The organism is Gordonia polyisoprenivorans NBRC 16320 = JCM 10675 (genome assembly GCF_000241325.1).
GTDB lineage: Bacteria > Actinomycetota > Actinomycetes > Mycobacteriales > Mycobacteriaceae > Gordonia > Gordonia polyisoprenivorans.
Window position 1 is genome coordinate 119,162 of record NZ_BAEI01000006.1, and the last position, 13,413, is coordinate 132,574.

The following is a 13,413-nucleotide window of genomic DNA, read 5'->3' on the forward strand; positions in this document are numbered from 1 at the left end:
CCGATGTCGGTGGTGCGCAACCGGCGCCGACGCCCACGCACGTGGGCAGCGATGAACCGGCACCCGGCCCCAGTGACCCACGGGCCGCGAACACGCCGACCGCTGATGAGTCGGGTGGCCCGAGTGGCACGACCGCCGAACCGGACGACCGGGCCGGATCGGCCGGCACACCACCGCCCGCGACACCCGCGCCCGACGCGCCGCCGGGTCGTGCCCATTCGACGGAGACGGCCGCAGACTCGGAGAGGTCCGGCGGTACGAGCCGGGACACCGCTCAGGTATCGAAGGAGCCTGCCCGCCAACCGGAATCGGGAAAGAAGGCGCCGGAGCCGCGGACGCAGGAGCCGCGGCCGTCGGGGGTGTCCGAGGAGCTCGGACGGCCACAGGCGTCGGACGTCGGCGGAGGGCGGCCGTCGCATTCTGCGGGTGAGCCGGTAGCCACGGCGAAGGGCGACGGCGGCAACCCGCAGGCGGGCTCCGACGTCACAGACCGGGGGCTCGTGGGAGGTGGCGTGGCGCCCGATGGCCACACCGCGGCCCACGACTCCTACGAACCGGAGTCGGGCGCGGAGACGTGTGCCGCCGACGTGCTCGACTACCTGTCGGAGACGACCGGGCATGAGTTCGTGCTGCCCAACGAACCCACCGCGGAGGGGATCGCAGCGCGCGATCTGTTCGAGGCGATCGGCTCGGAGGCTCTGCCGGACTCGTACGCGGGTATCCACGACACTCTGCTCGACCTCGGTGACGGTGCGCAGGCGCTCATCGCGTCACGGTGGGCCGGCGATGCGGAGGGGCTGGGCGGACACGCATACGTTGCGGTCAACGATGGCGGGGCCGTCCACCTCGTCGACCCGGTGACCGGGGCGCGGTCGGGGTGGCCACCGCATTGGGGTGAAGAGAATGTCGGCATCGTCGTGGCGGGCTACTTCCACCCGGATGGCACTGCGGTTCACCCGTTGTTCGGGGAGGCAGGCCTGCATGCCGCGCTCGAGGTCGGTGAGGTCGGTGCCGGCCCGCGGTCACGGTGGATCGACCCGGGGCGTGGCGAGCCGGTCAGCGTGGTCGAGCGGCGCGATCTCGGCGTTGGCGTTGATGGGACGCCGGTGCGCGAGAGGATATTCGATGAGTGGACCGCTCGTATCGAACCCAAACTGGATCCGGACGGGTTGGGAACGGAGCATGCCGATTACCGGGAGGTGGCCCGTCACGAGCGTGAACTGGAGTATCCGGTGGGTGCGCATCCGGTGTATCCGGAGAATCGGGTGATTGAGACGGTGACGGGTGTGGGTGGCAATGAGCTGACGTTGACCACTGCGTTCGGGGAGAACGGTTTGGAGGTGCCGGTGGGTGGCAAGGTGGTGATTGGTGAGGTGTTTGATCGGGTGGATCGGCCGGGTGCGGAGGTGGCGGCGCAGAGGGAGGCTGCGTGGGGGCAGGGTGTGCAGGAGGTGTTCGACACCGATCAGGGTGGCCATGTGTTCGGTTTCCGGTTTGTTTTGGCGCAAGGGTTGCGCAACATGTTCGCTCAGGATGGGCATTTCAATATGACGCCGTATCGGGTGATGGAGAATGAATGGGCTGATTTCGCCCGGTATGGGGCGCGGGTGGAGGTAAAGATCGGGTTGGATGCGCCGGTGGTGGGGGAGAGGCCGGACGCAGTTGCCGTTGATGGGGTGGCTTACTCGGCGAGGTCGAATGTTCTGTTGGAAGAGGTGGATCTTGGCCATCAATTTGATAATGATTCGTCGCAGCGGTACAAGCGGCGTTATTACAAGAAGCAGATCCTTGCACTTGTTGCGGAAGCGGAAGCGGGTGAGCGTTGATGTCTGAACCGGAGGATAGTTTGCGGCGGTTGGGTTCTCAGCTGGCGGATATTGTGGTCCATTCGACAGGGGACCTGGCGGAGGGGCCGTGGGACAGGTATATGTCCATTGCCCATTTCGAGCCGGGGCACAGCGTAAGCACGAGGGCAGCGTGGGCGGGTGGTGAGCGAATCAGGCGACGGCCGGTAGGGATTTCGATGCCAGATTTGCAGCGCTATAACCGCGCTGTGCGGGATTTTCGCCGCGAGTTTCCGGTGCCTTTGTGGTTGTTTGATGCGTTGGTGGTGGTGGTGGATCGGGAGCCGGTACGGGGTGTGGTGCATGTGTTGTGTGGTGATGTGGCTGCGGATTTTGAGGCGTCGATGGCGACGGCGGGCGAGGTGAAGGCGCGGGCGATTGACATGTTCGGGGATTTGGTCGAGCCGTCGGTGGTGTGTGGTCGGCCGATTGTGGTTGCTGATGGTGCGTCGGCGGTGGATCGGGTGGCGGCGTTTGTGGCGGTGAGTCCGGTGTTGGGGTTTGTGGTGGAGGATGCGGTGGTGTCTCGGGTGGATGGTGGGTGGCGGGTGTTTGTGCGCGATAGGCCGGGTGAGGTCCGTATTGATCGGACATATTTCTTGGTTGCTGATGACGGTGGGGTGTTTCCGGTGTCGTCGGGTGAGCCGCCGGCGGATGCGGTGGCCAGGTTATTGGGCCGGCGGTAGCTCGTCTCGTTGGGAGGAATGTGTCCCGGTGTGTTCTCGAATGCGGTGCAGTATGTTCGCGCTGGACGCGCATTGCGCTATGGGGCAATATCGGGTGTTGGAGAATGAGTGGTCTGGTTTCGCCCGGTATTCGGCATCAACCCGTCGCAGCGGTACGGAGCGGCGTTATTCCACGATGTAGATCCTTGCACTTGTTGCACAAGCAGAATCGGGTGAGCGTTGATGTCTGAACCGGAGGATGGTTTGCGGCGGTTGGGTTCTCAGCTGGCGGATATTGTGGTCCATTCGACGGGGGAGCTGGCGGAGGGGCCGTGGGACAGGTATATGTCGATTGACCATTTCGAGCCGGGCCACACAGTAGGCACCGAGACTGCGTGGGCGGGCGGTGAGCGAATCAGGCGACGGCCAGTAGGGATTTCGATGCCAGATTTAGAGAATTTCAATACGGTTGTAGAGGATTTTCGCCGCGAGTTTCCGGTGCCTTTCTGGTTGTTTGATGCGATGGTGGTGGTGGTGGATCGGGAGCCGGTACGGGGTGTGGTGCATGTGGTGTGTGGTGATGTAGCCGCGGATTTTGAGGCGTCGATGGCGACAGCGCGTGAGGTGAAGGCACGGGCGATTGACATGTTCGGGGACTTGTCGGAGCCGTCAATGGTGTGTGGTCGGCCGATTCTGTTGGCTGATGGCGCGTCGGCGGTGGACCGGGTCGCGGCGTTTGTGGCGGTGAATCCGGTGTTGGGGTTTGTGGTGGAGGATGCGGTGGTGTCTCGGGTGGATGGTGGGTGGCGGGTGTTTGTGCGCGATAGGCCGGGTGAGGTCCGTATTGATCGGACATATTTCTTGGTTGCTGATGACGGTGGGGTGTTTCCGGTGTCGTCGGGTGAGCCGCCGGCGGATGCGGTGGCCAGGTTATTGGGCCGGCGGTAACTCGGCTCGTTGGGAGGAATGTGTCCCGGTGTGTTCTCGAATGCGGTGCAGTATGTTCGCGCAGGACGCGCATTGCGCTATGGGGCAATATCGGGTGTTGGAGAATGAGTGGTCTGGTTTCCCCGGTATTCGGCATCAACCCGTCGCAGCGGTACAAGCGGCGTTACTACAAGAAGCGGATCGTGGCATTTGTTGCGGAAGCGGAAGCGGGTGAGCGTTGATGTCTGAACCAGAGGATAGTTTGCGGCGGTTGGGTTCTCAACTGGCTGATATTGTGGTCCATTCGACGGGAAGCCTGGCGGAGGGGCCGTGGGACAGGTATATGTCCATTGACCATTTCGAGCCGGGCCACACCGTAGGCACCGAGACTGCGTGGGCGGGCGGTGAGCGAATCAGGCGACGGCCAGTAGGGATTTCGATGCCAGATTTAGAGAATTTCAGTACGGTTGTAGAGGATTTTCGCCGTGAGTTTCCGGTGCCTTTCTGGTTGTTTGATGCGATGGTGGTGGTGGTGGATCGGGAGCCGGTGCGTGGTGTGGTGCATGTGGTGTGTGGTGATGTAGCCGCGGATTTTGAGGCGTCGATGGCGACAGCGCGTGAGGTGAAGGCACGGGCGATTGACATGTTCGGGGACTTGTCGGAGCCGTCGGTGGTGTGTGGTCGGCCGATTCTGGTGGCTGATGGCGCGTCGGCGGTGGACCGGGTCGCGGCGTTTGTGGCGGTGAATCCGGTGTCGGGGTTTGTGGTGGAGGATGCGGTGGTGTCTCGGGTGGATGGTGGGTGGCGGGTGTTTGTGCGGGATCGTCCGGGTGAGGTTCGTATTGATCGGACGTATTTTTTGGTTGGTGATGATGGTGGGGTGTTTCCGGTGTCGTCGGGTGAGCCGCCGGCGGATGCGGTGGCCAGGCTGTTGGGCCGGCGGTAGCTAGGCTCGTTGGCAGGAATTTCTCCCGGTCTGTTCTCGAATGCGGTGCAGTATGTTCGCGCAGGACGCGCATTGGACCGTGAGGCAGTATCGGGTGTTGGAGAATGAGTGGTCTAATTCCACCCGGTATTCGGCATCAACCCGTCGCAGCGGTACAAGCGGCGTTACTACAAGAAGCGGATCGTGGCATTTGTTGCGGAAGCGGAAGCGGGTGAGCGTTGATGTCTGAACCAGAGGATAGTTTGCGGCGGTTGGGTTCTCAACTGGCTGATATTGTGGTCCATTCGACGGGAAGCCTGGCGGAGGGGCCGTGGGACCGGTATATGTCCATTGCCCATTTCGAGCCGGGGCACACCGTAGGCACGCAGGCAGCGTGGGCGGGCGGTGAGCGAATCAGGCGACGGTCAGTGCGTATTTCGATGCCAGATTTAGAAAATTTCAGTACGGCTGTGCGGGATTTTCGCCGTGAGTTTCCGGTGCCTTTGTGGTTGTTTGATGCGATGGTGGTGGTGGTGGATCGGGAGCCGGTGCGGGGTGTGGTGCATGTGTTATGTGGTGATGTAGCCGCGGATTTTGAGGCGTCGATGGCGACAGCAGGTGAGGTGAAAGCGCGGGCGATTGACATGTTCGGGGACTTGTCGGAGCCGTCGGTGGTGTGTGGTCGGCCGATTCTGGTGGCTGATGGCGCGTCGGCGGTGGATCGGGTCGCGGCGTTTGTGGCGGTGAGTCCGGTGTTGGGGTTTGTGGTGGAGGATGCGGTGGTGTCTCGGGTGGATGGTGGGTGGCGGGTGTTTGTGCGGGATCGTCCGGGTGAGGTTCGTGTGGATCGGATGTATTTTTTGGTTGGTGATGATGGTGGGGTGTTTCCGGTGTCGTCGGGTGAGCCGCCGGCGGATGCGGTGGCCAGGCTGTTGGGCCGGCGGTAGCTCGGCTCGTTGGCAGGAATTTCTCCCGGTGTGTTCTCGAATGCGGTGCAGTATGTTCGCGCTGGACGCGCATTGCGCTATGGGGCAGTATCGGGTGTTGGAGAATGAGTGGTCTGGTTTCGCCCGGTATTCGGCATCAACCCGTCGCAGCGGTACGGAGCGGCGTTATTCCACGATGTAGATCCTTGCACTTGTTGCACAAGCAGAATCGGGTGAGCGTTGATGTCTGAACCAGAGGATAGTTTGCGGCGGTTGGGTTCTCAGCTGGCTGATATTGTGGTCCATTCGACGGGAAGCCTGGCGGAGGGGCCGTGGGACAGGTATATGTCCATTGACCATTTCGAGCCGGGGCACACCGTAAGCACGAGGGCAGCGTGGGCGGGCGGTGAGCGAATCAGGCGACGGTCAGTGCGTATTTCGATGCCAGATTTAGAAAATTTCAATACGGCTGTGCGGGATTTTCGCCGTGAGTTTCCGGTGCCTTTCTGGTTGTTTGATGCGATGGTGGTGGTGGTGGATCGGGAGCCGGTACGGGGTGTGGTGCATGTGTTATGTGGTGATGTAGCCGCGGATTTTGAGGCGTCGATGGCGACAGCGCGTGAGGTGAAGGCACGGGCGATTGACATGTTCGGGGACTTGTCGGAGCCGTCGGTGGTGTGTGGTCGGCCGATTCTGGTGGCTGATGGCGCGTCGGCGGTGGACCGGGTCGCGGCGTTTGTGGCGGCGAGTCCGGTGTTGGGGTTTGTGGTGGAGGATGCGGTGGTGTCTCGGGTGGATGGTGGGTGGCGGGTGTTTGTGCGGGATCGTCCGGGTGAGGTTCGTATTGATCGGACGTATTTTTTGGTTGGTGATGATGGTGGGGTGTTTCCGGTGTCGTCGGGTGAGCCGCCGGCGGATGCGGTGGCCAGGTTATTGGGCCGGCGGTAGCTAGGCTCGTTGGCAGGAATTTCTCCCGGTGTGTTCTCGAATGCGATGCACCAACTTCCTTCCCCCAGGGTGTGAACGTCACTATCGCTCCGATTCGGGTGATCGAGAACGAGTGATCGGTTCTCGCCCGGTATGGGGCGCAGGTGGAGGTGACGATCGACCTCGATGCGCCGATGATGGGGAGAGGCCGGAGGAGGTAACAGTCGCCGGTAGAGCCTATTCGGCCGCGTCCGGTCGGCCATTACTAGGTGTTAAGCTCGGTAATACCTTCGACAATAGAAGTCGGCAAACCTATATTTGTCGTTACTATAATAAACGCGAAATCTTGTCCAGGATCGAAAGGGCGGATGCGAAATGACTGGAAGCGACTCGCTGACAATGTTGCTCGAACGTCTTGGTGCTCAAATAGGTCAAATCGTCGTGGACAGTTCGGGTGAACTCTCTGATGGTCCTTGGGACAGGTTCGTCTGGGTCGGACACTTCGATCCTGGCCATTCTCGTTGGACTGATATTGCCCTCTTTGAGGGACGGGTAATTGATGATCGGTTCGCGGATTTGTCGATGGTTGATACAAAGCGCGTGTTAAGGCTTGTTAAAGAGCTTCGCCATGATTACCCGGTTCCCTTCTGGTTGTTTGATGCGATGGTGGTGGTGGTGGATCGGGAGCCGGTGCGTGGTGTGGTGCATGTGTTGTGTGGTGATGTGGCTGCGGATTTTGAGGCGTCGATGGCGACGGCGGATGTGGTGCAGGATCGGGCGGTGGCGATGTTTGGGGATTTGGTGGAGCCGTCGGTGGTGTGTGGTCGGCCGATTGTGGTGGCTGATGGTGCGTCGGCGGTGGATCGGGTGGCGGCGTTTGTGGCGGTGAGTCCGGTGTTGGGGTTTGTGGTGGAGGATGCGGTGGTGTCTCGGGTGGATGGTGGGTGGCGGGTGTTTGTGCGGGATCGTCCGGGTGAGGTTCGGGTGGATCGGATGTATTTTTTGGTTGGTGATGATGGTGGGGTGTTTCCGGTGTCGTCGGGTGAGCCGCCGGCGGATGCGGTGGCCAGGTTGCTGGGTGGGCGGTAGCTGCTTGGGCTTGTTGATGTCGACTTATTGTTGGTCGGCTTGTGGGGGTTGGCGGAGATGGTGAAGGTGCTTGGTGAATTGTGGGCATGCGTGCTGTCCGGGGGAGGCGGAGAGCGCGTTGACCACTGCGTTCGGGGAGAACGGTTTGGAGGTGCCGGTGGGTGGCAAGGTGGTGATTGGTGAGGTGTTTGATCGGGTGGATCGGCCGGGTGCGGAGGTGGCGGCGCAGAGGTGGGCTGCGTGGGGGCAGGGTGTGCAGGAGGTGTTCGACACCGATCAGGGTGGGCATGTGTTCGGTTTCCGGTTTGTTTTGGCGCAGGGGTTGCGCAACATGTTCGCTCAGGATGGGCATTTCAATATGACGCCGTATCGGGTGATGGAGAATGAATGGGCTGATTTCGCCCGGTATGGGGCACGGGTGGAGGTGGAGATCGAATTACTCAGTCAAACTCTTGGCAATCGCCCCCACGCGGTCAAAGTTGAGGGAGTCGCATTTACGGCTAAGTCAAATAGAATACTAGAAAATGTTGATTTTCGGAGAAGTTTTAAGAATGATTCATCGCAGAACTATTCTCGCCGCTACTATCGGCGCGACATTCGGCAATTAGTCGCCGACTCTGAGGGAGACAAGTGATGCTAGAGATTGAGGACCTACTCAGTGTGGTGGGGGTCGAACTTGCGGATATCGTCGTGAAATCTACAGGGTATCTGTCGGAGGGGCCGTGGAGTAGGTATATGTCGATTAGCCATTTTAGTCTGGGAATGACTGCGGGCACCCAGGCTGCGTGGCTGGATGATGACCGGATTCGTCATCGCCGAGTCAGTATTTCGATGCGGGATTCTGTGCGTTTCGACGAAGCGGTGGAGAAGTTTAGGTTCGGTTTCCCGGTTCCTTTCTGGTTGTTTGATGCGTTGGTTGTGGTGGTGGATCGGGAGCCGGTGCGTGGTGTGGTGCATGTGTTGTGTGGTGATGTGGCTGCGGATTTTGAGGCGTCGATGGCGACAGCGCGTGAGGTGAAGGCACGGGCGATTGACATGTTCGGGGACTTGTCGGAGCCGTCGGTGGTGTGTGGTCGGCCGATTCTGGTGGCTGATGGCGCGTCGGCGGTGGACCGGGTCGCGGCGTTTGTGGCGGTGAATCCGGTGTCGGGGTTTGTGGTGGAGGATGCGGTGGTGTCTCGGGTGGATGGTGGGTGGCGGGTGTTTGTGCGGGATCGTCCGGGTGAGGTTCGTATTGATCGGACGTATTTCTTGGTTGGTGATGATGGTGGGGTGTTTCCGGTGTCGTCGGGTGAGCCGCCGGCGGATGCGGTGGCCAGGTTGTTGGGCCGGTGACGATTACGGAGTGACTCCCCGGGAGGGTGCTCCGCGTTCGTCGGACGGGTGCGCGCTGATCCGATCGGCGGCGCGGCCGTCACTCGGGTGGAAGGCCGAGACGGCCCGCGGTCTCCAGGATCGCGGTCTCCAGGCGAGCGTGGTGAGTATTCGCCACGTCGAGTACGGCGCTGACGTCGCGAGCGGTGAATCCGTCCAGCAGAGCCGCATGGTCGGCGTTCAGGAGCTCCTGGGTGGCCGAGCTCACGCTGCGCATGATCTGGAACGGCTCGGTCAGATTCCACGTCGACTCGAACATCGACAACAAACGTGGCATCGCGCACGGCGCGGTCAGACACATGTGGAACTGCCTCGACACGTCGTGAAACGACTTGCCGTCGCCCCACTTGGTGGCGGTCACCAGTTGCTCGTGGCAGCCACGTGCGGCTGCGATATCGGCCTCGGATACACGGTCGACGGCCTGGGCGAGCGCGGCCTGTTCGAGGACGCCGCGAACGAAGTAGATCTCTTTGAGTTCGTCGGTCGACAACGAACTCACCCGATATCCGGAATTGCGCTGGTGGACAACCAGTCCCTCTCCGACGAGAGTCTTGAGTGCCTCCCGCACCGGGATCGGACTCACACGAAAGGCGTCGGCGACCTCACCCGGGGGAATGACGGTGCCCGGCGGTGCGCCACCGGAGAGGATCAGTCGGCGCAACTCCTCCTCGATGTTCGCGTGCTCGTGATGTGATCGGACCTCGACGAGCTTCGCGACCAGGAGATTGGGCCGACGGCGGTTCACGACAGCCGGGCCTGATCCGACACCGAATCCGCGGCATCCCAGCCGAATTCGGCGGCGCGGGCCAGCCGGTGCGATTCGGCGTGGGCGGCCGCGGCCGAGGGATGACGCAAGACCCAATCGGCAACCGCATTGGTCAGTCGCTGCTGATTGTCGCGCTTGACGATCTCGTGGCCCTCGTCACCGAACATCAGCAACTCGGCCACCCGACCACGAGACCGCAATTCGTGCACGATCTGCTGCGATTCACTGACCGGAACGTTGGTGTCGTGGGCGCCGTGAATCACCAGCAACGGAGCGCACACCTCGTCGATCCGGTGGATCGGGGACAGGTCACGCAGCAGTTCGCGATCCGACTCCGGATGACCGTACTTGGTGTAGGCGGCCACCGCGATCCACGGCTCGGTGTTGCGGAAGAACGACTCGAGATCGCTCATACCGCAGATCGCGATGCCGGCCGCAAAGAGCTGGGGGTGAAAAGTCAAGCACGCCAATGTCAGATAGCCACCATAGGACCGCCCCGACACGTAGAGCGCGTCGGGATCGGCGATACCGGCATCGACGAGATACTCGGCGCAATCGGCCGCGTCGTCGATCCCCGCGTACCGGCCGTAGCGGTCGTCGGCGTGTGAGAACAGACGCCCGTACCCCGAGGATCCGCGCACGTTGGGAGCGAACACCCCGATGCCGGCGTCGACGAGCGGACCGAACAGGAAGTGATAGTCGGGCCGGGTCTGTGCCTCGGGACCACCGTGAAAATACAACAGGTACGGGGTCGGACGGTCGTCGGCGTCGGATGAGCGCTGTGCTGGACGAAACAGCCAGCCCGACAACGGCATCCCATCGCGCGCGGAGAAATCGTGCAGCTCGGGCCGCAGGGTGTGCGACGGGCCGGTGCCGGTCACCATGTCGTCGCGGACCGGGGTGACCTCCCGGCTCGCGGTGTTGATCAGATGCACCAGCGGCGAGCGCTGCGGACTCGACACCGTCACCGCGATGAGAGTGCCCGCCGCGCTGATCGACAACTCCGATGCCACGTCACCCGGCAGTGGAATCGGATCGTGCAGTGTCTGATCGGGAAGCGTCATGATCTGTAACTCGCTGTGCCCGTCGGTGTTCCACAACATCGCGACCGTTGATTGGTCGTGGGAGACCGCGAAGGCGTCGAGGCCGCAGCCCGCGCGCTGTGCCAGCACCCGGAAGCGGGTTCCGGTGCGGGCCACCTCCACACCGAGTAGGCGCGGATACTTGGCGTCGAAGTCGCTGCGCACCACGGCTTGTACCGAGTCGAGATCACGCTCGGCGTCACCGGGCGGCCCGACGAACACCAGCGACGGGTGGTCGAAGCCCTGGTCGAGAATGTACCCGTCGTCGGTCACCGAACCCGGATCGTTGGGCAACAGTGTGCTCATCTCGACCTCCGGCTCGTCCTCGCGGGCCCCGACCGCGAGCGCCGGACGCAGCGGACGCGCCGAACGTCGGACGTGACCATCGAGCGGACCGGCCGATCCCGTGCCGTCCTGGCGATCCCGGCGTCGCAGCAGCAGCATGTCGTGGTAACCGCGCGGGCCGACACGTAGCAGCGTGGCGCCCTTCCACGAGTCGATCAGTGCGCCACCGACACGCACGTCGAGGGTCTGGGTGGTGCCCGTGCTCGGATGAATCCGCAGCGAGTGCGCGGTGCCGTCGGTCGCCGTGGCGGTGATCAGGACCCAATCGGTATCCCAACCGACGAGGGTCACCGTACCGAAAGACCGCCCGGCGCCCGCGGTGTAGGGATTGCCGTCGGGACGGATGGCGGCGACCCGATGTGCGGTGTCGTCGTCGGGATCGGTCGTCACGACCCACACCTGGTGGTGCTCACCGCCGCCGGGCGCCAACTCCACCGCGAGCCACTGGCCGTCGCTGGAATGCACGAGCTTGCGCACCGGTCCGGTCGCCGGCACCCGCACCCACCGCAGTTCGCCGACCCCGTCGGGAGTCAGAACCCGCTGTGCCGCACGCGGATAACCGGTCCCGTCGTCGACGATGTAGGCGAATGCCGACCCGTCCGGCGAGACCGACGGACCGTACGTGTGCCACCCGTTCTCGTCGAAGCGCACCGAGAACGCGGGGGCGGGGACGCCGGCGGCGATGGAATCGGGTGTCGACGCCTGCGCGCCGGGCGGAACGGACGGCGTCACGGTGCGGTGAGACCTTCCATGGTCTGCAACCACATCTCGAGCATCGCGACCTGCCACAGCTCGTTGCCGTCGAGGCGAGTGCGAATCCCGTTGGGATCTGCGAACAGTCGGTCGAGCGCGGCCGGCCGGTACAGTCCGCGGTCGGTTGCTGAGCGCGTCTTGAGTACATCGGCGACGAGATCGAAGACCTCGCCCTCGAGGTGCCGGATACCCGGCACCGGGAAGTACCCCTTGGTGCGGTCGATGACGGCCGAGGGCAGCAACGCGCGACTGGCCTCCTTCAGTACGCCCTTACCGCCATGTGCCAGTTTGAGATCCGGCGGGCAGGTGGCGGCGAGCTCGACGAACTCGTGGTCGAGGAACGGCACGCGTGCTTCGAGTCCCCAGGCCATGGTCATCGTGTCGACCCGCTTGACCGGGTCGTCGACCAGCATGACCGTGGTATCGAGGCGCAGCGCTGCGTCGACCGAGGTATGCGCGCCCGGGGCCGACTGATGGGCCAGTGCGAACTCCCAACTGGGGTCGAAATCGCGCTCCTCCAACAGATAGTCGTCGGCGAGGATCGCGGCGATCTCCTCGTGCGACCGATCGAAGAAGACCTCACGGTAGGCCTTCGTCGTCTCCGGGCGCGCGATACCGGCCAGCGGCGGATACCAGGAGTAACCGCCGAGGATCTCGTCGGCACCCTGCCCGGACTGCACCACCTTGATGGACTTGCTCACCTCCTCGGAGAGCAGATAGAACGCGACGCAATCGTGGCTGACCATCGGCTCACTCATCGCGGCAATCGTGTCGCCGACGGCGGGCAGCAGCCGGTCGGTGCCGATGTGGATCTTGTGGTGATCGGTGCCGAAGGTATCGGCGATGAGGTCGGAGTAGGCGTACTCATCGCCCGATTCGCCTGCTGCGGAATCGAATCCGATGCTGAATGTGGCGAGGTCGGTCTGGCCCTGCTCGGCCAGCAGCGCCACCACCAGAGACGAGTCGATGCCCCCGGACAGCAACACCCCGACCGGGACGTCGGCGACCATCCGACGCCGCACCGAGGTGCGCAGGGAATCCATCAACTCGTGCTGCCAGCGCTTCTCGTCCCAGTCGGCCCGATCGGCATGCGGGGCGAACACCGGCTCCCAGTACCGGCGCTCGGTGCTGCGGCCATCGCGGGTGATCGTCCGGACGGTGGCCGGAGGCAGTTTGCGGATGCCGTTGTACATGGTGTGCGGCGCCGGAACCACCGCGTGAAAGCTGAAGTAGTGGTGCAGCGCGACCCGGTCGATGGAGGTGTCGACGTCCCCGGCCCGCAGCAGCGCCTGCAACGACGACGCGAACCGCAGCCGCCCGGGCGTTTCCGCCAGATACAACGGCTTGATGCCCAGACGATCGCGAGCCAGGGTCACCGTGCCCGAATCGGTGTCGACGACGGCGAACGCGAACATCCCGATCAGGCGGTCGACGCAGTCGGCGCCCCACGCGTGAAAGGCCTTGAGGATGACCTCGGAATCGGCGTGGGAGAAGAATCGGTAGCCCTTGCCCTCGAGTTCGTGGCGCAGCTCCTGATAGTTGTAGATGCAGCCGTTGAACACCAACGCCAGCCCCAACTCGGGATCGACCATCGGCTGACCGCCCCGCTCGGACAGGTCGATGATCTTCAGACGCCGATGCCCCAGCGCCACATTGCCTTTCATGTAGACCCCGGAGGCGTCCGGCCCCCGCCGGGTCATCGCGGCGGTCATCGCGTCGACGGAAGAGACGTCGGGCGCGGACCCGTCGAAGCGGATCTCGCCGCAGACTCCACACATGAAATAGCAACC

At 63.1% G+C, this 13,413-nt stretch carries 12 protein-coding genes; 9 read left to right on the forward strand and 3 right to left on the reverse strand.

The window, feature by feature from the left end:
• Positions 1–512 precede the first annotated feature (512 nt).
• The 9 genes from GOPIP_RS29330 (at position 513) to GOPIP_RS29340 (ending at position 8,638) form a co-directional block, all read left to right on the forward strand.
• Positions 513–1,826, forward strand: coding sequence for a toxin glutamine deamidase domain-containing protein (locus tag GOPIP_RS29330; protein WP_244421099.1), 1,314 nt, complete (start codon positions 513–515; stop codon positions 1,824–1,826).
• A gap of 197 nt (positions 1,827–2,023) precedes the next feature.
• The gene (locus GOPIP_RS02270) at positions 2,024–2,530 is read left to right on the forward strand and encodes a hypothetical protein (protein ID WP_006367895.1); all 507 of its coding nucleotides are present in this window, start codon (positions 2,024–2,026) and stop codon (positions 2,528–2,530) included.
• Between the two features lie 222 nt (positions 2,531–2,752).
• Positions 2,753–3,457: a hypothetical protein gene (locus GOPIP_RS29335; protein ID WP_006367896.1), complete on the forward strand. Its 705-nt coding sequence runs from the start codon at positions 2,753–2,755 to the stop codon at positions 3,455–3,457.
• A gap of 220 nt (positions 3,458–3,677) precedes the next feature.
• On the forward strand, positions 3,678–4,382 hold the full coding sequence (locus GOPIP_RS02280) for a hypothetical protein (RefSeq protein WP_035726915.1): 705 nt from the start codon (positions 3,678–3,680) through the stop codon (positions 4,380–4,382).
• A 221-nt stretch (positions 4,383–4,603) separates the two neighbouring features.
• Positions 4,604–5,308: a hypothetical protein gene (locus GOPIP_RS02285; RefSeq protein WP_035726916.1), complete on the forward strand. Its 705-nt coding sequence runs from the start codon at positions 4,604–4,606 to the stop codon at positions 5,306–5,308.
• A 408-nt stretch (positions 5,309–5,716) separates the two neighbouring features.
• Positions 5,717–6,235 (forward strand): hypothetical protein, encoded by a 519-nt coding sequence (locus tag GOPIP_RS02290; protein ID WP_244421100.1) that lies wholly within the window; start codon positions 5,717–5,719, stop codon positions 6,233–6,235.
• A 354-nt stretch (positions 6,236–6,589) separates the two neighbouring features.
• Positions 6,590–7,303, forward strand: coding sequence for a hypothetical protein (locus GOPIP_RS02295; RefSeq protein WP_006367900.1), 714 nt, complete (start codon positions 6,590–6,592; stop codon positions 7,301–7,303).
• Between the two features lie 118 nt (positions 7,304–7,421).
• A complete protein-coding gene (locus GOPIP_RS02300) occupies positions 7,422–7,937 on the forward strand; it encodes a DNA/RNA non-specific endonuclease (protein WP_081482468.1) in 516 nt (171 codons plus the stop codon).
• On the forward strand, positions 7,937–8,638 hold the full coding sequence (locus GOPIP_RS29340; RefSeq protein WP_006367902.1) for a hypothetical protein: 702 nt from the start codon (positions 7,937–7,939) through the stop codon (positions 8,636–8,638). Before GOPIP_RS02300 ends, GOPIP_RS29340 begins: the two co-directional genes overlap by 1 nt.
• A 79-nt stretch (positions 8,639–8,717) precedes the next feature.
• Here GOPIP_RS29340 and GOPIP_RS02310 read toward each other — a convergent pair whose 3' ends face one another.
• From GOPIP_RS02310 to GOPIP_RS02320, 3 genes are read right to left on the reverse strand one after another with little or no spacing between them, the layout of a single operon-like run.
• Positions 8,718–9,422: a GntR family transcriptional regulator gene (locus GOPIP_RS02310; RefSeq protein WP_006367903.1), complete on the reverse strand. Its 705-nt coding sequence runs from the start codon at positions 9,420–9,422 to the stop codon at positions 8,718–8,720.
• Entirely contained in the window at positions 9,419–11,602 is a 2,184-nt protein-coding gene (locus GOPIP_RS02315) for a S9 family peptidase (protein ID WP_006367904.1), read from the reverse strand. The genes GOPIP_RS02310 and GOPIP_RS02315 overlap by 4 nt, the downstream gene beginning before the upstream one ends.
• Positions 11,599–13,401, reverse strand: coding sequence for an N-acetylglutaminylglutamine amidotransferase (locus GOPIP_RS02320; RefSeq protein WP_006367905.1), 1,803 nt, complete (start codon positions 13,399–13,401; stop codon positions 11,599–11,601). The genes GOPIP_RS02315 and GOPIP_RS02320 overlap by 4 nt, the downstream gene beginning before the upstream one ends.
• Between the last annotated feature and the right edge of the window lie 12 nt (positions 13,402–13,413).